Origin of the sequence: Eubacterium sp. F2 (assembly GCF_046244355.1) — a bacterium.
Classification (GTDB): domain Bacteria; phylum Bacillota; class Clostridia; order Peptostreptococcales; family Anaerovoracaceae; genus Aminicella.
Genome location: NZ_CP176393.1, coordinates 1,156,151 through 1,177,006, shown reverse-complemented (window position 1 = coordinate 1,177,006; position 20,856 = coordinate 1,156,151). Strand labels below are relative to the sequence as shown.

The window sequence follows — 20,856 nt, the reverse complement described above, 5'->3', positions numbered from 1 at the left end:
GTCCGCACTGCCCTGAAATCTGCATCTCCTGCCCTCCGGGATAAATTCTGGTAAAATACATTTAATTCCTTGACATCTGATTCCGGCATGGGTATAATACGAGTATAAATTGAACGCAATTGAATTGAACGCAATATTATATACAGGAGGTAATACCATGAGCAGCAAGATCTATGAATATTCCCTGCAGAGACCGGACGGCACTGAAGTTTCCCTTTCCCAGTTTGAAGGAAAGGTTATGCTGATTGTCAATACAGCGACAGGATGCGGCTTTACTCCGCAGTACAAGGATCTGGAAGATATGTATGAGAAATACCACGATCAGGGCCTGGAAATCATCGACATTCCATGCAACCAGTTCCTCGGACAGGCACCGGGAACCGATGAGGAAATCCATGAATTCTGCACCCTGCATTACAACACAAAGTTCCCGCAGATGAAGAAGTCTGAGGTAAACGGCGAGAATGAGCTGCCGCTCTACACCTACCTGAAGAGCCAGAAGGGATTCAAGGGTATGGGAAAAGGTCCGAAGGCCCTGGCCATGAGCGCCATGCTGAAGAAGTTCGATAAGGATTATAAGAACAACCCGAAGATCAAGTGGAACTTCACCAAGTTCCTGGTTGACCGCGAAGGAAATGTTCTGGAGCGCTTCGAGCCGACAGCAGATATGAAGGATGTAGAGGCTGCAGTTGCGAAGCTGATTTAACTATAGTTGGAAAACCCGATTTGACCTGACTGAAGAATATACAAAAACCCCGAAGTTGCAGCTTCGGGGTTTTTCGTGTGCACAAGTTGGTAAACACTCTTAGCTATCTGAAGTTAAATTATACCACAACGCATCAATAAATATACGTCATTTTGCTGTGACAACAATTTCTATTTCAACCTGCCCTGCTTCCCTGATGAAAGCAGCTGAGCCCTACTTATCCTCTCTCAGCCATCTGGCCGCATCCATCGCATGGTAGGTGATGATGATGTTGGCGCCCGCGCGCTTCATGGAAAGCAGATTCTCCATAACGACACGCTTCTCGTCGATCCAGCCGTTTCCTGCAGCCGCCTTGACCATGGCGTATTCGCCGCTGACATTGTAGGTCGCAATCGGCACACGGACAAGCTGGGAAACTTCCTTAACCACATCCAGATATGCCAGAGCCGGCTTGATGATCAGGATATCCGCACCCTCATCGATGTCCGCCAGACATTCACGAACCGCTTCATTGCCGTTCGGCGGATCCATCTGGTAAGTCTTTCTGTCTCCGAATGCCGGTGCAGAATGTGCCGCATCACGGAATGGAGAATAGTATACCGAAGCAAATTTTGCACTGTAAGACATAATCGGCGTATTGATATAGCCTGCCTCATCCAGGGCCTTGCGGATTGCCGCAACACGGCCGTCCATCATATCAGACGGAGCGATCATGTCCGCGCCCGCTTCAGCAAGCGTTACCGAAGCCTTGGACAACAGCGGCAGCGTCTCATCGTTCAGAATAATTCCATCCTTAATCAGGCCGCAGTGACCGTGTGATGTATACTCACAGAGGCAGACATCCGCAATGACCAGCAGCTCCGGCGCATACTTCTTGATAAATCGGATTCCCTCCTGCGTAACGCCATTGTGGTCATAGGCCTCACTTCCGACCTCATCCTTATGCTTTGGAATTCCGAACACCAGAAGTCCTCTGACGCCGCTCTCCATGACATCATCCAGCAGCTCCGGAAGACGGTCGATGGACCACTGATAAACCCCCGGCATCGACGGAACCGGATTCTTGATGTTCTCACCCTCCGCGATAAACATCGGATAAATCAGCTCATCCGGACTCAGTCTGTTTTCCTGAACTAGTTTTCTCATTCTGGCTGAATTTCTCAGCCTTCTCATTCTCTGCATTGTTTTCTCCTCATTAACCTCTTCAGCAATATTTACCGCTGCATCAGCTTCAGCCTGCGCGCCAGTTCCTCCGCCGTATGCGGGTGCGTGACGAACTCCGGCTCAATGCCCCGTTTTCTCAGAGCATCCGCCGTTGCCTCACCGATACAGACAAAACGTTTCCCGGCAAGGGAATAGCCTTCCTGCTCTGCAAGCGCGAACATACTGTCCACCCCGGATGCGCTCGCAAAGGCAAGAATTCCCGTCCTGCCGAGTTCTTCCGGACTTACGGTCAGCTCCCCTTCTGAACGGTACAGACGGATTTTTTCGTACTCCATCCCTGCCTCGTCCATAATAGAAAACATCTCCTGCCGTCCGCCTTCTGCGCGGATAACCAGTACCCGCCCGCTCTTTCCGACCTGCTCTGCAAGAGCCTGCCCCAGAGCGTCGCTAGTATAACTTTCCGGCAGCAGATCCACGTGTCCGGCGGCCGCCCTCAGCCGCTCCGCCGTTCCCGGACCGATTGCGGCAAAACGCAGATGATCAAGGCGGTGAAGCGGATAGCGGTCCTCCCGGGCAATCCGTTCGCACATGGCGACCGCATTCCTGCTGGTAAAGACCACCCAGTCAAACTCTTCAATCCTGGAAAACGCTTCTCTCAGCTGCTTTCTCCCTTCTTCCGTTACGGAAAGACGGATCCGCATGACATGAGAAAGCATTCCTGCCTCCCCGTCCATGGCCCGCTCCATCCTCGCGTAGAAAGAATCTGAACCGATGATGCCGAACGGTGCATGATACAAAAAGTCAAGATCCGCGCAAGGGCCCACGACAACCACAGCCGGTGCCCCCATGCGCTTTTCTTTTGTCCTCTCTGCAATCTCCGACAGCGGCGCCCGCAGCACTCTCTGCCTTTCCGTAAAGCCCTGTGAAACCACGGCAGCCGGAGTATCTCCCGCCATTCCGCCGGAAAGAAGTCCCGACGCGATGCGCGGCAGAGCGGAAAGCCCCATCAGGAAGACCAGCGTCCCCTCAAGTTGCGCATAGGCAGCGTAATCCAGCTCATCATCCGCGATATGACCGGTGATGACATGAAAACTCCTGGCCAGGCGCCGATGGGTCACGGGAATTCCCGCGGCCTCCGGCACCGCAACCGACGAAGTCACGCCCGGCACCAGCCGGTAAGGAACGCCGGCCTCCTGCAGCGCCAGCACCTCCTCACCGCCGCGGCCGAAGACAAAGGGATCTCCTCCCTTCAGCCGGACCACCGTTTCATATTTCTGCGCGCCGGCAATCAGAAGGTGGTTGATTTCCTCCTGCGCCGCGCTGTGACGGCCTGCCCGCTTTCCGACATGCACGCACTGGCATGACGGCGGTGCCTCTTTCAGCAGATCCGCCGGCGCGAGACTGTCATAGACAATCAGATCCGCCCTCTGAATCAGCCGCAGCGCCTTTACCGTAACCAGCTCCGGGTCCCCCGGGCCGGCACCGACCAGATATACCGTTCCCATACTGCCGCCTCCTTATTTTTTCTCCGCTTCGCGATCCGGATGCTCCGATTGTCCGCCAGGCATTTTCGGATCATCTGCTTTTCCGGCAGACACATCTAAGCTATCTGTTTTTACGCCAGGCATTTCCGGACCTTCTGCTTTCCCGGCAGACACTTCCGGACCATCCTCCGCTCCGGCAGCCGCCTCCGGATCATCCGACAAAATTTTCCCGGCAAGGATGTCCGCTGCCTGCTCCGCCTGTGCGTGTATACTGTGCACAAAAAGCTTTCCACTGTAGTCTTTCATGACTTTCATTTTCAGGCTTCCGTCGTCCTGATACTGTGCAAGCGCGCCCACAGCCTCATGACATCCCGCATTGATGTCTTTCATAAAGCGCCGCTCCGCAGACAGTTCGATAAAGGTTTTCCGGTCATTGATTCCCCGGATCAGCCCGGCCAGATCTCCTTCTGCCGGTCCTTCGACCGCAATAATGGCCTGCCCCGCTGCCGGAATAAAGTTTTCCGGATCCAGGTAACGGTACACCAGATCCGGTTCCTGATCCAGCTGCAGCCGGTGAATTCCGGCAGCGGCCAGAATCACCGCATCATACTCCCCGGTTCTCAGCTTATGCAGGCGGGTCGGCACATTCCCGCGGATGACTTCACACTGAAGGTCCGGATACAGACGCTTCAGCTGCACCTTTCTTCTCAGACTGCTTGTTCCCGCGACTTTGATGTCTGCTTCCTTCGTTCCTTTCCGGTAAACCAGAACGTCGCGCACATCCTCCCTCTTCAGACAGGCGAGTACTGCTGTTCCTGCAGGACAGGCAGCAGGCATGTCCTTTGCACTGTGGACCGCCAGATCGATCTTGCCCTTCAGAATAGCATCCTCAAAATCCGTGACGAAAACTGCTTTTCCGCCGAATTTCCAGAGCGGCTTGTTCTGCACCTTGTCGCCCATGGTTTTTATCACTACGGCCTCGGATTCAATGCCGATGCTCTGCAGGGCATCCATGACCATTTCCGTCTGGATCATGGCCAGTTCGCTTCCTCTGGTGCCGATGCGCAGTTTCCGGCTTCCGATGTATTTTTCCGCCAGCTGGGTAAAAATTTTCTGCCGCTCGCTCTGGCTTTCCGCCCTGCTTTTGACTTCCTGGCGGACAGCTCCGAGTTCTCCGACTGCCTTATCATAAGCATCCGGAATGGATCGGCTGATGGCCTTCTTGATTTCTCTTGCCAGCAGGGGGCTTTTTCCGTCTGTGGATATGGCGACCGTGTAGTTTTCCCGACGGACAATGGCCGGAAAAATAAAATCACACATTTCCTTGTCATCCACTGCATTCGCCAGAATGCCGTGACTTCTGGCCAGTTCTGCCAGTTTCCTGTTCAATTCGCGGTCGTCTGTAGCCGCAACCAGAATGTCCGCATGTTCAAGATCTTTTTCCTGAACTTCTCTTCTGATCAGACGGATTCCCTTAAACTGCTCTATCTCTTCGGAAATTTCCGGCGCAATAACCAGCACGTCTGCTCCAAAGCCCTGAAAAGCACGTACCTTCCAGAGCGCACTGTGCCCGCCTCCTGCGATGATTACCGTTTTCCCTGAGATATCCATCATAAATGGAAAGTATGCCATGATCTGCTCCGTTTCTGCCTGACGCATGTCCTGTCACGCGCACAGCTGCCGGCCGTTATTTTACCCGTCCTGTCCGCTGCAAGCCGCGTTCAGTTTTTATTTTCAGACTCAGCCGCGTATGAACTGCAACTGTTTCAAGTGTACCATTTTCCTTAAACCTAGTCAATTAATAGTTAAATATAGATGATCAGAAAGCTTTGTGATCAGATTATCACACTTAAAAAAGCACTTCTGTAACACAGGTTACAAAAGTGCTCATCCATCATGTATACAACAAAAGAGGCGGACTTTCTCCGCAGCGGTCTCCGCCTGGATTTACCGGGGCTTTTCTTTTCCGTATTTATTCTTCTGCTTTCAGTTTTTCTCTGACCATCATCAGAAGGAAGCCCAGGTAGTTGCTGCCTTTCCAGTTTTCCATATAGAAACGGTTCTCGTCATCTCTTTCCATGGCGATTCCCCAGATCGGATCATCCGGGTTGCATTCTGCCAGAACGGCGTCTCCCGTTGCCAGCAGTTTATCCCGTAATTCCCTGTTCTGGGTGAATTTTGCCAGAAGGCCCTCATAGACGACGATCTGACGGACGCCGTTCCAGACGGTGTCATTGTAATTTCTGACCTTGCGGCCGATGGCCTTGATTTCCCGCGCATCGGTCAGATCAAGCACCTCCTGCGCATGCTCCCCATCCTGGAAAACCATGGCCTTGCGGTACATCATGTACTGCTCGATGGAGGAAAAAGTCTTTCCATCGATGGTAAACGCAGCTTCATACCAGTTGCTTAAAAATCCGTATTCCTTCTCCGGCTCATGAAAGCCGATCACATTCAGCTTCTCCATACTGGATCTCCTTTCTGTATGCTTTACTCCCTATATTATACTGCGTTACAGGCGCAAGAAAAACGGCCGGCACGGATATTGCCAGCCGTATATCTATTCCATGTTCTTTCCGATTTTCCTCAGAACGCCTAGACGATCACATAGGTGATGATTCCCGCGATGACTACGTAAACCAGTGCGAATTTCAATACGCGGCTGAGTACGGTGCTCTCATGTCCGGCAAGTCCTGATGCAGCGCAGCCGATGGCAATGCCCTGCGGAGAAATGGCTTTTCCGATGCCGGCACCCATCAGGTTTGCGGCAGCAAGCAGGTCCGGGTTGACGTGGATGGCAGCAGCGGTGTCTGTCTGCAGCTTTCCGAAGAGAACCGCGGTGGATGTTCCGCTTCCGGTTACGAATCCTCCGATCATGCCGATCAGCGGGGAAATTGCCGGATAGAAGCTTCCGGTTACGGCAACCAGGAATGCAGCCATTGCAGAGATCATGCCGCTGTAGCCCATGATTTTTGCCGTGGCAAGAACGCTGCAGATGGTGATGATGGTCTTGATGTTTGCCTTAAAGGTTCTCCAGAATACGCCCATAATCCGACCGAAAGAGGCGCCCTGAATCAGGCCGCCGATGATTCCGGCGATGAAGATCTTTACGCCCGGGCAGTCCAGCCAGCTTAAGGTCAGTGTGTTCGGGTTCTTTCCAGTGTATACGGTAACCTGGCTCGCGACTTTTGCGATCGGGTTGTGCAGAGCCGGGAAAATGCTGGAGGTGAAGAGGAGAAGTACAAAAATCAGAATGAACGGACTCCATGCAACCAGTGCTTTCTTCACGGTCAGATCCTTCATGGCATCTGACTGCTCTGCATCTTTATCCGGATGTTTCTTCTCATAGACAATTCCCGCGATGACGGTGCAGATCATGCAGACCACAGAACCGAGGATATTCGGAAGCTCCGGTCCGATGAACTTCGCCGCGATGTACTGCGGAATGATGAAGGACAGAGAAGAAATCAGCGCGATCGGCCATACGCCCTTCAGGGCCTTCACTCCTCTTCCCACGATGATAATCATGACGAATGGCGCAATGAAGGTCAGAATGAACTGCAGAAGCACGATGGAACCGGATACTGCCGTCGCATTCAGTCCTGTAACCTGCGCGATCGTGGTCGTCGGTACTCCGACGGAACCGAATGCTGTCGGCGTGGAGTTGACGATCAGACAGGCGATAACGGTCGGGATCGGGTCGTAACCCATGGCAACCAGGATTCCCGCCGGAATGGCAACTGCCGTTCCGAATCCTGCCATACCTTCCATGAAGTTGCCGAAACCCCAGACGATGATCAAAAGAACGATCATCTTATTGGAAGACACACCGGACAGCATGGCTTTGATGGAATCCATCGCCTTCGTTTCCAGTGTCAGTTCATAAACGAACAAAGCCGCGATAATGACGGCGCAGATCGGCCATAAGGCGTTGATAATTCCTTCCACCGCTCCGGTCACTGTATTCATCAGATTCAGCTTGAAATACAGCATGCCCACTACGGCAGATACCAGGACGGCAATCATGCAGGCTTTATAGCCCTGCATCTTGATCACGCAGAGCGCAATGACCAGCCAGATGATTGGCAATAGAGCAAGAATAAACTCTAACATTAATAAACCTCCTTTTTCAGGATTTCCTGTAACCTTTTTACTTTTACAACAGCATATACTGATCCCGGCCGGCTGCAGACTGCTGCAGGCTCAGACGCCGGAGAATTGACGCATTTCTTAATCCGGAAAGATCCGCTGTCCTTCCGTAAATATCAGACTATTCCATCGGAATACGGCCTGCTGCCGCATCCCGGCTGGCTCCGGAACATGGATATCTGTGTCGTTTTCCCGACAGACCCTCTTTATCTTTTGTATACAGAATACAGTATAGTTAATACAAATATCTCTTATGCGATGCTATAAACGAAATCGTCAGAAGATTTAAGATGTAACAGGCACAATGGGATAATATAAGTTATAATGTATTATGTATACAAAGCAGGTGAGCAAAAATCCCTTTCGTTCTAAAAACGGCTCTGCCGACCCGCAGTCTGCTCGCTGAGAGCATCCTTACTATCTGTCCAGGAATATCCATTATCTGGAACAATTTATTCAGTAGTATACTGTATATCTGCAATAATTTCAATAGTTTCGGCCATTCTCCGAAAAATATATTAATTTAAGTACATGACGAAGCCAGAATGGTCAAGGCATCGCAGCGGTGCATTAAGTCCGTATAATGCTGTAAATTGAAAAATCGGTAATAGAAAACTGACCAGGATACGAGTTGATTTGCGTATACAGTATACTTATTCATCAATTATTCTCTGCATTTTCATGCAAAACAGCCGAAATCGGTCGGGAAAATCATCTAGAAGACGGTTTTCCCGACTTTGCGTAAACGGGAGTCGGGAAAACCTGTACCATCATTCATTTTCCCGACTTCAATCAGAGAAATACATTTTGTTCAGCACCTTGCTGAAGCATCGTGTTTCAAAAAACCAGTTTTTCAATTTTACTCTACATTCTAGACCAGACCATAATCTGAAAATACAATTTTATTTTACTGATTGTATTCTTTTCTGAATCTCGTCCACCGACGGCATTACCGCCAGTGCACCCTTTCTCTGCGTAATGACAGAAGCCGCCGCGTTCGCGAAGGAAAGCAGCTCGGTCAGGCGCTGCGGATTCAGTCCTTCCAGGCTGTATTTCAAAACGTGATACAGCGCACAGGCACAGAAGGTATCTCCGGCACCCGTCGTCTCCACCGGCTCAATCTTATATCCCGGATGATAGACACATTCACCGTCCTTGAATGCCAGCGAACCATTCGGTCCCAGGGTGACGAAGACCAGCGGAATATGATACTCCTCAATCAGCTCTCTGGCTCCGGCCTTCATTTCCTCAATATTGGTGCCGTCCCTGCCTGTCAGAAATTCCACTTCATTATCCGAGATTTTCAGGATATCGCATTTTGACAGTCCGTAACGGATCTTTTCCTCCGCGTAAATTCTGGAGCGCCAGAGCGGCGGACGCAGGTTCGGGTCAAAAGAAATCAGGCAACCGTTTTCTTTCGCGATGCGGAGTGCCTCAACCGTTGCATTTTCCACCGTCTCATCCGTCATCGAAAGCGTGCCGAAGTGGAAGATTTTCGCGTCTTCAATTAACTGAGAATGCTCTTGCACTTCACTTTTTGTCAGGCGGACATCCGCACCGGGGCTGCGGTAAAAGGAAAAGTCCCGGTCGCCGTTATCCAGCTTCTGCACAAAGGCCAGTGTCGTGTGGATTTCCTGATCCACCATCAGGCCTGTCAGATTAATGCCCTGCTCCTGCGCCTTCTTCTTCAGCATCTGGCCGAAGGCATCATCTCCGACCTTTCCGATAAAGGCCGTCTCACAGCCGAGCTTTCCCAGCATCGCCAGAACATTGCACGGCGCACCGCCCGGATTGGCCTCAAACGTCGGATTTCCCTGGGCACTGATTCCGTTGGCCGTAAAATCCACCAGAAGCTCGCCCAGCGCGGTTACATCGATATGTTTACTCATCATTTCCTCCCTGATTCTCATACTTCCCGCATTTTTCAGCACATTTAATTTTCTGAGTCCATCATAGCACAGAATTCTGCACATCCCCATAAAAAACAAGGGCATTCTTCCCCTTTTTTTCTCTCCCCGATCGCGGTAGAATGTATCCAACTGACGTCTAAAGGGGAAAGATCTATGTTAAATAACTTTATTATCTGTCTGGATACGACTATACCAGCCTTTCTGATGATGGCTCTGGGCATATTTCTGCGGAAAATCGGCTTTATGACACCCGATTTCACGAAGAAACTGAATAATTTTGTGTTCAAGGTCACGCTGCCGGTCCTGCTCTTTTACAGCCTCGCCAGCAAGAACTTCTACGAGGCCTGGGACGGCCGTTTTGTGCTGTACTGCTTCCTCGCCACCTGCGCCAGCATCGGCCTGGTCATCCTGCTGTCCTATCTTCTCTGCCGGACAAAAAGAAACGTGCAAGGGGAATTCATTCAGAGTGCCTACCGGAGCAGCGCGGCGATCCTGGGCGTCATGCTGGCCCAGAATATGTACGGGAGCGCTGGAAAAATCCCTCTGATGATCCTGGGAGCCGTGCCGCTTTACAACATCATGGCCGTGCTGATTCTTTCGTTCTATAAGCCGGACAGGGAACCGCTGAGCGGGAAACTGATCAAAAGCACCCTTCTCAATGTTCTGAAGAACCCGCTTCTGATCGGAATCTTCCTCGGCCTTTTCTGGTCGCTTCTGAGCATTCCGATGCCGAAAATTCTCGCCACTTCCCTGGATACCCTGGGAAATACCGCTTCGCCGCTGGGCCTTCTCGCCCTCGGCGCATCCTTCAGCCTCGGAAAATCACTGTCCCAGATTAAACTGACCAGCATCGCGGCCTTCTTCAAACTTGCAGGCCTCGGTATTCTGTTCCTTCCACTGGCTGTCCGTCTCGGCTTCCGCGGAGAAGAACTTCTGGCCGCCATCATCATGTGCGGTTCACCGACCACCGTCACCAGCTTCGTCATGGCAAAAGGTTTCGGCCACGATGGCAGCCTGACCTCCGGCGCAGTCATCCTGACCACGCTCTTAAGCTCCGTCAGTCTGACTGCCTGGATGTTCCTGTTTAAGTCGCTTGGATATCTGTAAAACAATGCAATGAATCAGTCGTGAACTGGTCATTTCCGGCTTACGCGATACCTGCGAAAACCCATCAGTCGGCCCCGGCCCAGCCTGCCGGACAGGAATGTGCATGATTCAACCGGTCAGCAGGGCATTTAATACTGCTCAGCAGGGCGTGTATACAAAATACTTCTCACGTCTGATCTGCAGGGAAGGCAAATTCCACACTCCCGCGCTCACCGTATTCCCACACGCGATCACTCTGCCTTGAGTTATACCAGACAGCGTGTATACAGTACGCACAGGCCAGCAGCTTGTGCATCTGAAAACCGGGCATATCACGGCTCTTGCTGCTGGGCCGGGCTCCATCTGCGTATACTGTGTACATATGACCCTGCGTTTTCATTGTCATCAGTCTCATTATCTGATATTCATCATTTATGCAGGCACTTCAGACATTGTTTTCTGCAATCCTGCTTTCATTTTGGTATAAATCAGACAAAAACTCCACATTGTACCAAATACGCGGAAGTGTTTTGGTACAATCAATCGAAACCGGCGATTTTTACCCAATACATACTATACAGATTTCTATATATGTTGGTAATAATAGATGATTTCTGATGTTTTCACCTACTCATAACAGTCAATATTCCGACAATTGAACCGTAAACCCATTTCCCTTATCGATCTGCCAGACTGTTGCGGGAAATTTATGCATGTTTTCTCATAATTATAAAATCATGCAAAAAGTCATTTTCATTGTATCCGTATTTGTGCATTTTTTTGGTATGAATCATGATTATCATTCCATTTTCCCAAAATATTTTTTGCATTGGTAAGAAACCGTATTTTTTACGGTTTTTACCAATGCTTATTACGAGATTTCAGCCAATCTGGAGTAGATGTTGGTCATAACAAATTTCCAGGGGCGTAAACTGAGTAAAAATTAACACAGGTCCCTGGATGGGCTATTTCTTCAGCTTTCCAATGTCAGAAAGGTTTTCCAGGGCAGCCTGGAGTGTCTCGTCTTTCTTGGCAAAATGAAAGCGGATATAGCGGTTTTCCGGCTCGCTGAAGAAGCTGGAACCCGGAACGGCACCGACTTTCACCTTCTCGGCCAGGTCCTCGCAGAATTTCAGATCGTCATCGTAGCCGTAGTCGGAAATGTCAACCATGACGTAATATGCGCCCTGCGGAATGTTATGTTTCAGCCCGATGTCGTCAAGGCCCTTCAGGAACAGGTCGCGTTTATGGGTGTAAACGGCGAGCAGCTCGTCGTAGTAATCCTGCCCGAACTGAAGGCCAGGGATGACCGCCTCCTGAAGGGGTGCTGCTGCTCCGACCGTCAGAAAGTCATGCACTTTCCGGATACGGTCGGTGATTTCCGCCGGTGCGATGGTGTATCCCAGACGCCATCCCGTGATGGAATAGGTCTTGGAAAGTGAACTGCAGGAAATCGTGCGCTTGCGCATTCCCGGAAGGGTGGCAAAATACACGTGCTTGTATGGCGCATATACAATGTGTTCGTAAACCTCGTCGGTGATGACATAGGCATCGTATTTCTCGGCCAGCTCCGCAATCGTCAGGAGCTCCTCGCGGCTGAAGACCTTGCCGCTCGGATTGGACGGATTACAGAGGACCAGAGCCTTGGCTCCCTGGCGGAAGGCATCTTCCAGCACATTCGGGTCAAAATCGTATTCCGGCGGATTGAGCGGAACGTAGACAGGAACCGCGCCGGACAGAATCGCATCTGCTCCGTAATTCTCATAAAACGGTGAAAATACAACGACCTTGTCGCCCGGATTGACGATGGACATCATGGCCGCCATCATTGCCTCCGTAGAGCCTGCCGTAATCACAATCTCCGACTCCGGATCAATATCCATGCCCATATAATGCGACTGCTTGGCTGCAAGCGCCTCACGCGTGTCTTTTGCGCCCCAGGTGATGGAGTACTGATGGAAGTCCTCCTCGGTTACCTCTCTCAGTCTCTTCAGGATCTCTTCCGGCGGTTTAAAATCCGGAAATCCCTGCGACAGATTGACCGCGCCGTATTTATTGGAAATACGTGTCATGCGCCGGATCACTGAATCCGTGAAATGCGCAGTACGTTCTGATAATGGTCTCATTCTTCCCAAGCCTCTTTTCTGTCAGCGGACACGCGGCATCTTAGCTGCAGGGCCTGCAGCAGTAAGGATTTACTCTGTGCCGGCAGCCGTCCTGCACGCTGTCTCCGCTCCAGAGCGGCAGCCTGCCAGACTGCAAAATCCGGCTTGCTTCGGCTGCTGATGGTTTCGGCACCTTCTCTCTTCTCTGCCGCAGAATTCTGCCACATGGTGTCCGCTCCCCTTTTATTCTTTATTACATAAAATTACACGAAAAAATGGAGCATATGGGATTCGAACCCATGACCTCTTGACTGCCAGTCAAACGCGCTCCCAGCTGCGCCAATGCCCCAAAACAAATTCTTTCTTATTCACTTTTCTCTGCTGCCAGATCACAGCCTGCCTCCATGGGATATTCTGTTTTTCCGGCTGCCAGCATCACTGAATATGTTCTTATTATATCGAAAAAACAGTCCCAGATAAAGTGTGGATTGCAGGAAAGTGAGGTGAAAAAGCGAGGTATACTGTATGCAGCATAATAATGTGTCTGGCAGAGATACAGTAGTATCCCGGCGGTGATGTAGTTGAGTGGCCGGCAGTGGTGCGGTTGTATGGACAGCGGCGGCATGGTGGTATGACCGGCGATGTTGTAATATGTGGCCGGCGGTAGTGTAGTGTGTTGGCTGGCGGTAGTGTAGAGTGTTAGCCGGCGGTAGTGTAGTGTGCAGCCGGCGGTAGTGTAGTGTGCAGCCGGCGGTAGTGAACAAGTATACTGTATTATAATCGCGTTTGACAAATTCTGCTGGTCGAGATTTCCATACTAATCCGAGGGTTTCCCGACTCTCATTTCCTACAGTCGGGAAACCGGTCCTTTCACGGCAAATTCCCGAGCTTATTTTTCAGGACCTCGGGAAAATCAACTTAATCGTGTTTTTTCCCGAGCCTGCCAAAAGCAGCAATATACTCATATACGCCCAAATAAATATATATTATCTTATACACATATTTATTCATATATTCTATTTAATAATCGCGATATTTTTACTATAAAATAAATATATCCCTCATGCATGAGACTCTCCCGAACTTCTGCATCTGGAAGTTCGGGAGACTAGCTGTAATAAGGTATTTTCCCGAAGGCTCTGCTGTCAAAAGTTCGGGAACACCCCCTGATATGAAAGAATTCCCGAATTGCGTGCAATACGTCTCGGGAATTCCACATTTATAAGCTGTTTTCCCGACCTTTAGGAAGTGCATCGTATCAATATCCGCACAATTTAACGTGAATATTTTATGAATGCTGCATATTAAAGTATACAGTATACTTATATCTATCTATCAACCTGTCTATCTGCCCGTTAATCTGCCTTCTGCCCGTCGTTCTCTCTGAAACATCAAAAGCTGCCAACCGGCCTGTTTTCACCCCACCGACCGAGTCCTCGCCTTCCCTGCACCGGCCACCGGCCATCTGAAGTCACAAACAACGCCAGCCAAACTGTACATTCTGCCGCCGCCACCTATAGGCACGAAAGCCGCCGGCCGGGCTGGCAATCTGCCTTTCCCGGCCGGCGGCTCCTTGTGAAGGAATATGTTGAAGTATTGTAAATTGCATTGATAGGCCGGCAGCAGTGCTCTGACTGCGGCAGGATCAGCTGAACGCGACTGCTTCTCTTTCGCCTCGTCGGGAGGCTGACCGATCCTCAGCCGCAAAACTGTGTGTACCGCATCAGCTGCCCGGAGCCCTGCTCCGGCAGTCTGCTGCGTATGCTGGCTGTATGGCATAAAAGTAAATTATCTTCTCTTAAATTACCCAGTTATTGTATTCGATGGTCACGTTGGCATTGGTGATCTGGAAGATCTTCTGGGCGATTTCTGCGGCTGTCGCATCATGCGCTGCTGCGCCATTTCCGCTCAGTTCGGACCACAGCTTATAGCGCTCGTCGGAGCTCAGGCTGTCGTCTGGCTCCTGGTCGCTGTCGAGGACAAGCAGGACGATGATTCCTGTCTCTTTCAGGTGCTTCAGGACGTTGACATAGTCTTCACCCTCCTGTGGGTGATACAGATAGGTGTGGCGTCCGTTTCTGACCAGATTGAACTCTGCCTCTTCAACGGCCTCCAGCGTGGAACCGTCTTCTCCCGGACGGAACTCGACGATGCCGGAAGTCTGCCAGTTCAGCGAACTTCTCATCTGACGGGTTGCCTTTGGATGCTTCTTCTCCGACTGATCATTGATTTTTGTAACAATGCCGCAGGCGGAAGTCATGTGGCTGATACGGTCGATCAGGATCAGCTCGCCCTGGGTTCTGTGATCCTTGAACTCGGAGAGGATGATCGGCTCTGTAACAGCGATTTCACAGACAGCGATTTCATTCTTTTTCAGCGTGTCTGCGTTCTGCTTTTCGCCGGTGTTGATATCGATCTTGTACTTGATTTTTGTCAGGATTCCAGGAATCTTCTTGGTGCCAAGCTTGATCAGGAAGTTCTTTCCGATGCTCAGCGACTGGTCGTCCATCCAGAGAAGTTCGGTCTCAAAGGAATCGGATGCTCTCAGGCCGCTTCCGGACTCCAGTACGCAGCCTCTGGATACGTCGACTTCACGGTCCAGCTGGATGGTGACCGGCTGTCCGGTGACGGCGGACTGCTCCTCATGATCGGCCACGAGAATGCTCTTTACGTGTGCCTGCTCGCCGCTTGGAAGGGAAGTCAGTTCATCGCCGACTTTCACGCTGCCGCATTCGATCTGGCCCTGGAAACCACGGAACTCGTGGCTCGGACGGCAGACACGCTGAACCGGCATGTAGAAGCCCTTTTCTTCAGCAGCTGCATCGCCCACATCGACCGTTTCCAGCTGATGCAGAAGGGTCGGCCCCTTGTACCAGTCGAAATTTGTCGTCGGCTTGGTGATGTTATCGCCCTCGGTCGCGGAAACCGGGATAATCACAACGTCCTGCAGATCCAGCTCGTCTTTCAGCTCGCCGATCTGCTTTTCAGTCTCACGGAAACGGTTCTCGTCGTAGCCGACCAGATCCATCTTATTCACTGCGAAGATGAAGTGGCGGATGCCCATCAGAGCGCAGATTCTTGCGTGACGCTTGGTCTGGATCAGCACACCCTGGGAAGCGTCGATCAGGATGACGGCCAGGTCTGCAAATGACGCACCGCAGGCCATGTTTCTGGTGTATTCCTCGTGACCCGGTGTGTCCGCACAGATGAAGCTGCGGTTATCCGTCGTGAAGTAACGATATGCGACGTCGATGGTGATGCCCTGCTCACGCTCGGCAATCAGTCCGTCCAGCAGCAGAGAGTAGTCGATCTTTCCTCCGCGGCTTCCTACCTTGGAATCCAGCTCCAGGGCATTTTTCTGATCTGCGTAGATCAGCTTGGCATCATACAGCAGATGCCCGATCAGCGTGGATTTTCCGTCGTCCACACTTCCGCATGTAATAAATTTCAGTAAACCGCTCATTAGAAATACCCCTCTCTCTTACGCTTCTCCATACTTCCTGCTCCGCCGTCTTTATCGATGACACGGCTGGTACGCTCAGATTCCACGGCGCTGAGCGTCTCCTGGACGATCTTGTCCAGGGTGTCTGCATCTGACTCGATTCCGCCGGTCAGAGGATAGCATCCAAGCGTGCGGAAACGGATTTTCTTATGCATGATGTCTTCTGGCTTCAGATTCAGGTGGTCAATGATTCTGTGGTCGTCCACCATGATCAGATTTCCTTCGTAATTGATGCATGGACGTTCTTTCGCGAAGTAGAGCGGCACGATCTCAATGTGCTCTCTCTGGATGTACTGCCAGATGTCTTTCTCCGTCCAGTTGGAGATCGGGAACACACGCATGCTCTCTCCCTTGTTGATTTCTGTATTATAGAGTTTCCACATCTCCGGACGCTGGTTTTTCGGGTCCCAGGCCTGCGCAGAGTTTCTGAAGGAGAAGATTCTCTCCTTGGCTCTCGATTTTTCCTCATCACGGCGGCCGCCTCCGAAGGCTGCTGTAAAGCCGTAATAGGTCAGGGCCTGTTTCAGCGCCTGCGTCTTCATAATATCCGTGTAAGAAGCGCCATAGTCGAACGGATTGACCCCGGCTTTGACGCCTTCCTCATTCTTCCATTCCAGCATTTCCAGGCCGTATTTCTTCGCCTGCTCGTCTCTGAACTTGATCATTTCATGGAATTTCCAGGTGGTGTTGACATGCAGGAACGGGAACGGCGGCTTTTCCGGATAGAACGCCTTCAGTGCAAGATGCAGCATGACGGAGCTGTCCTTTCCGATTGAATAGAGCATTACCGGTTTCTCGCATTCCGCGGCAACCTCACGGATGATGTAGATCGCTTCTGCTTCCAGAGCGTCCAGATGTGATAAATTACTCATTGCTGACTCCTTCTGTCTCCGGCTTTCCGGAGCTTCCTTCATATTCCTTCTGGACAAAAGCCACACGCGCAAGGGATTTCCCTGCCTCTGCGGGCTCCGCCCGGTGCCGGCTGAAGCCTCTAGCCAGACCATTCCATTCCGGCCGCTTCAATTTCCGGCTGTCTGATCCTCCCGGATCAGTACTGGTTTGCGTTTTTCCGGTTGACGGTAATCACCGTCTCTTCCCCGGATGGACGGTGCACAATCCAGTTGTATAAATCTCCGTCCTTTTCGATCCGCATGGCAGATCCGGCTCCTCCGATGTCTGCTCCCAGGAACAGGCTGATGGCCGATACCGGACAAACCTTCATGCAGGATGTACATCCCCAGCAGTCTTCCAGAATCCGGATTTCTGCTTTTTTCTCTTCATTCAGGCGGATCAGGTTTCCCGGACAGGCTTCCGTGCAGCGTCCGCAGCCGATACATGTTTTCTTATCGATCTGTATGCTCATAACTGCCTCCTTTCACCAGATCCCGGTAGATGATTTCGATCTTCCCGTCCTTCAGTCTGGAATTGACGTAGCGAAGGCCTTTATCGGACTGCTCCGGGTAATCCGCGTTTTCTCCGAATGTATGCCAGCGGGTTTCTTTTCTTGCCCGCATGTGGGCGATCAGTGTGCGGCAGACGGTCAGGCGTTCTCTGACCTCATAGACATGAAGCAGATCGAACATGTCTTCTGCAGGAAGTGTTTTAACCAGTTTCTGCAGTTTTTTGATTTCCTCATCGGCCTTCTTCAGCCGGCTTTCGTTGTAGCGGTAATCTGTACGGATGCCTCCCGCATACTCGTCCATGACTTTCTGCATGGCTTCCTCCAGCTGATGCCAGTCTAAAATGCCGGCCGGCTGATTCAGATGATCCTGCATTTCCCGGATCGCGGAAGCGGCTTCCTTTTCATTAATCTCCTGCTCTGAACCGTTATCAGAGTCTTTTTTGTCCCTGAACCTTCTGGCGATGGATTCTGCGGCGATTTCCCCTTCCGCAAGGGCTCCCGTTACGTACTTCTGAGGCGCGCCCCCCGCTGCGTCTCCGGCTGCGTAGAGCCCGTGTACGGTGGTTTCCCTTGAGGTGTCGACCCAGAAGCCGCTGGCAGTGTGGCCGCCGACTACATACGGTTCTGTGCCCTCGACCTCGACATTCTGCTCAGACGGTCCCTTTCCGGATTCCAGCCATTTCAGGGTCTGCGACGGCGCCATGTTCAGATAGGCCTTGTACAGATCCTCTTCCTGCTGCTTTGTGATTCCGGAAGTGGCCAGGTAACAAGGTCCGCGCCCCGCCCGGTTCTCTTCCACGGTTCCGTAGATTCTCTGCGGAGTAGTCAGGCCGTATTTCGTTTCGTAAACCTCGCCCTTGGAGTTAACCTGCTTTGCGTGAACCCCCTGGGCGATGGTTCCCGTCGGCGCGATGGTGTCCTTACAGCGCAGCGCCACAAAACGGTTTTCAAACGTGGTCATCTCTGCGCCGGCCCGGATTCCCATGGAAAATCCCGCGCCGGTATTAAACGGCGGATACCACATCTTATGACGGGAAAATCCCGGGTTGTTCGGCCGGTACAGTCCTGCCGCGCCCCCTGTGGCGATCAGCACGGCTTTCGCGTCGATGTCATAGGCAGTCTCTTCTCTTACGGAGAAGCCGACCGCTCCGGTAACGGAAGTCTTCCCATCGGCTTCCTCTGTTTTCAGATCCGTGATATTCACGTGATTCAGAACCGTGACATTCGGCTGGGCTTCCGCCCCTTTTGCCAGCAGCGGTTTGATGTTCTCCCCGTTGATCTTCACGTTTCTCCAGCCCCGGGTGACGTACTTTCCGTTTTCATCCTTCAGGATGATCAGACCGCGGCGCTCCAGGTCTTCGGTGACCTCATTCAGCCGTTCGGAAATCGTCATCAGAAGGTCGTCTCTGACGATGCCCTCGGCGTCTTTTCTCGCATATTCCACGTAATCGGAAGGGGTGTGCCCTTCCGAAATATATGCGTTCAGTGCATTGACTCCCGCCGCGAGACATCCACTGCGGATGATGTTGGCTTTCTCCGCGATGAGGACCTTCAGCTTTTCGCCGCCCAGTTTGATGGCGGCGTAACAGCCTGCCGTTCCTCCTCCGATAATCAGCACATTGGTTTTGATTTTCTTTATCTCCAGGTTTTCCATAACTCTTTATCCCTTGTAACGTTCATTTTTGCCGGCAAAAAGTAATGCGCTAGACAGTGAGCAGCAGTGCGCCCGTCAGAGCGGATGCCGCAATCAGAATACCATTTCCCGCATGTTTTCTGTTCATGAGGAAGAGGTTGGCTGCGGTGAGGACTGCAGTGATGATCACAGTGGCTGCTGCGCTGTTTCCGAGCGCTGCGCCGGTGTCGATGTTGGTTCTGATCATGGTCAGGGTTACGTTCAGCAGAAGTCCGCTGATGATCGGACGGATCCAGCGGCTGATCTCGCGGAATACTGTGACTTCCTCAAACTCGGACAGCAGCCAGCGGATCCAGCAGAATACGAGGCCGGAAGCCGATACGCTGACGCCCAGGCATGCCAGAGCGGTCAGCCAGCCGCCTGCAGCGGTTCCGCTTACGTCCAGGCCTGTGAAATAGCCGATGCCGGTCAGGATCTTGCAGAGGATGGATCCCGGAAGCACATTGGCTGCCGGAACCAGAGTTCCGTAGAAATCATGGGCGCTGACCATGCCGTGTCCGACGAACATGCCGTCTGCCACGGACAGGTAGGCATCTCCGCCGCCGAAAGAAATCAGCGAAGAAAGAATTCCCTTTCCCAGAAGAAGTGCAGAACCTTTAATATAGAGCAGTGCCGGAAGTGATGTAACCGTAAGCAGAAGCAGCCATGCACCGGTCTGCTTAAGCGGTGTTTTCCAGCTGATCTCTGCCTGTGCATCGATGCGGCTGTGCTTTCTGTCATTCTGGATGCTTTCCGCAATTCCCTTCACGGAAAGGAGCACCATGAACAGATACAGCGCAATACGCAGCATGCCCGGAACGGCAGCTCCCGTCCTTCCAGTGAAAACCAGGTAAAGGACCGCGGTAATAATGCAGACTGTGCTCTTCAGCTTTGTGAACCTGCATCCGGTATAGAAAATACCGAAGAAGGCCAGTCCCAGAACCTCAACGGTGGACAGGCTGAGTACCGGATTTCCGCTGATTCCCAGAATCCCGAACAGATTTTTTCCAAAGGTCAGCAGGAAGACGGCAATCATAATCAAAAGTGAAACTCTTCCCGTCTTCTTCCCCTCCAGGGAAGATGTCTTCTGTGTTTTTGCCGCATAATTGATCAGAAGACTGCAGATGAACGCACCCAGGCCCACGGACAGATAACGGACAAAGTTCAGTGACTTGACACTGGATCCGGAGAAAACCGTCAGAAGAAGGACGGTGAGAAGAGCGCCCGGTGCTGCCATCGCGGCAGCGGCCAGAAGCATTCCTTTCAGGCCGAATGTGGTCAGTCCGTTTCCAGCGGCAATCTCAACCGGAAGAGCGCCAGGAGTCACGCAGGCTGCAATGACGTCCTCATCGTAGTCTTTCTTGGAAATGATGTTCTGCTCCTGCACAACTTCTTCTTCGATCACCGGAATCAGTGCGCTTCCGCCGCCGAATCCGATCACGCCGATTTTCAGCATGGAGAGAATCATCTTCCAGAATCTGCGTGATTCAGAACGGGCAGGAACCTGTACGGTCTGCTCTGCCTTCATTGTCTGTTCTGCTGTCTGACTCATGATCGTTCCCCTTCCGGTAAATTGAACCAATAACTTTCTGTTCCCCTGAATTGAAAGGTCCGCCCGGGATGCGCTCGTCACACTTTATCCTTTCATCCTGCTGAGCGGACATTTTATTACCATA

15 protein-coding genes and 1 tRNA gene are annotated in these 20,856 nt (G+C 51.7%); 2 read left to right on the top strand and 14 right to left on the bottom strand.

The window, feature by feature from the left end; translation table 11 throughout:
* Positions 1–157 precede the first annotated feature (157 nt).
* The gene (locus ACI77B_RS04915) at positions 158–706 is read left to right on the top strand and encodes a glutathione peroxidase (RefSeq protein WP_409337644.1); all 549 of its coding nucleotides are present in this window, start codon (positions 158–160) and stop codon (positions 704–706) included.
* A 213-nt stretch (positions 707–919) separates the two neighbouring features.
* Here ACI77B_RS04915 and hemB read toward each other — a convergent pair whose 3' ends face one another.
* The 6 genes from hemB to ACI77B_RS04885 form a co-directional block, all read right to left on the bottom strand.
* Complete coding sequence (hemB, locus tag ACI77B_RS04910; RefSeq protein WP_409337643.1) at positions 920–1,888, bottom strand: porphobilinogen synthase; 969 nt, start codon at positions 1,886–1,888, stop codon at positions 920–922.
* 32 nt (positions 1,889–1,920) lie between these two features.
* Positions 1,921–3,375 carry a uroporphyrinogen-III C-methyltransferase gene (gene cobA / locus ACI77B_RS04905; RefSeq protein WP_409337642.1) on the bottom strand — a complete coding sequence of 485 codons (1,455 nt, stop codon included), beginning with the start codon at positions 3,373–3,375 and terminating at the stop codon, positions 1,921–1,923.
* Between the two features lie 12 nt (positions 3,376–3,387).
* The gene (gene hemC, locus ACI77B_RS04900; RefSeq protein WP_409337641.1) at positions 3,388–4,986 is read right to left on the bottom strand and encodes a hydroxymethylbilane synthase; all 1,599 of its coding nucleotides are present in this window, start codon (positions 4,984–4,986) and stop codon (positions 3,388–3,390) included.
* A gap of 340 nt (positions 4,987–5,326) precedes the next feature.
* Positions 5,327–5,821, bottom strand: a complete 495-nt coding sequence (locus tag ACI77B_RS04895; protein ID WP_409337640.1) for an NADAR family protein — start codon at positions 5,819–5,821, stop codon at positions 5,327–5,329.
* A gap of 128 nt (positions 5,822–5,949) precedes the next feature.
* On the bottom strand, positions 5,950–7,467 hold the full coding sequence (locus tag ACI77B_RS04890; RefSeq protein ID WP_409337639.1) for an L-lactate permease: 1,518 nt from the start codon (positions 7,465–7,467) through the stop codon (positions 5,950–5,952).
* Between the two features lie 938 nt (positions 7,468–8,405).
* Positions 8,406–9,395 carry a carbohydrate kinase family protein gene (locus tag ACI77B_RS04885; RefSeq protein WP_409337638.1) on the bottom strand — a complete coding sequence of 330 codons (990 nt, stop codon included), beginning with the start codon at positions 9,393–9,395 and terminating at the stop codon, positions 8,406–8,408.
* Positions 9,396–9,566: 171 nt separating this feature from the next.
* Here ACI77B_RS04885 and ACI77B_RS04880 point away from each other — a divergent pair, with 171 nt between their 5' ends.
* Positions 9,567–10,520: an AEC family transporter gene (locus tag ACI77B_RS04880; protein WP_409337637.1), complete on the top strand. Its 954-nt coding sequence runs from the start codon at positions 9,567–9,569 to the stop codon at positions 10,518–10,520.
* A 944-nt stretch (positions 10,521–11,464) separates the two neighbouring features.
* On the opposite strand, the gene ACI77B_RS04875 is transcribed toward ACI77B_RS04880, so the two are convergent.
* The 8 genes from ACI77B_RS04875 to ACI77B_RS04840 form a co-directional block, all read right to left on the bottom strand.
* A complete protein-coding gene (locus ACI77B_RS04875; protein WP_409337636.1) occupies positions 11,465–12,625 on the bottom strand; it encodes a pyridoxal phosphate-dependent aminotransferase in 1,161 nt (386 codons plus the stop codon).
* Positions 12,622–12,831, bottom strand: a complete 210-nt coding sequence (locus ACI77B_RS04870) for a hypothetical protein (protein WP_409337635.1) — start codon at positions 12,829–12,831, stop codon at positions 12,622–12,624. Before ACI77B_RS04870 ends, ACI77B_RS04875 begins: the two co-directional genes overlap by 4 nt.
* Before the next feature lie 49 nt (positions 12,832–12,880).
* Positions 12,881–12,953, bottom strand: a tRNA-Ala gene (locus ACI77B_RS04865).
* A 1,449-nt stretch (positions 12,954–14,402) separates the two neighbouring features.
* On the bottom strand, positions 14,403–16,067 hold the full coding sequence (locus tag ACI77B_RS04860) for a sulfate adenylyltransferase subunit 1 (protein ID WP_409337634.1): 1,665 nt from the start codon (positions 16,065–16,067) through the stop codon (positions 14,403–14,405).
* Positions 16,067–16,978 carry a sulfate adenylyltransferase subunit CysD gene (gene cysD / locus ACI77B_RS04855; RefSeq protein ID WP_409337633.1) on the bottom strand — a complete coding sequence of 304 codons (912 nt, stop codon included), beginning with the start codon at positions 16,976–16,978 and terminating at the stop codon, positions 16,067–16,069. Before cysD ends, ACI77B_RS04860 begins: the two co-directional genes overlap by 1 nt.
* A gap of 176 nt (positions 16,979–17,154) precedes the next feature.
* Positions 17,155–17,469: a 4Fe-4S dicluster domain-containing protein gene (locus ACI77B_RS04850; RefSeq protein ID WP_409337632.1), complete on the bottom strand. Its 315-nt coding sequence runs from the start codon at positions 17,467–17,469 to the stop codon at positions 17,155–17,157.
* Positions 17,450–19,162, bottom strand: a complete 1,713-nt coding sequence (locus ACI77B_RS04845; RefSeq protein WP_409337631.1) for an adenylyl-sulfate reductase subunit alpha — start codon at positions 19,160–19,162, stop codon at positions 17,450–17,452. Before ACI77B_RS04845 ends, ACI77B_RS04850 begins: the two co-directional genes overlap by 20 nt.
* A gap of 49 nt (positions 19,163–19,211) precedes the next feature.
* Positions 19,212–20,732: a chromate transporter gene (locus ACI77B_RS04840; protein WP_409337630.1), complete on the bottom strand. Its 1,521-nt coding sequence runs from the start codon at positions 20,730–20,732 to the stop codon at positions 19,212–19,214.
* Positions 20,733–20,856: the final 124 nt, after the last annotated feature.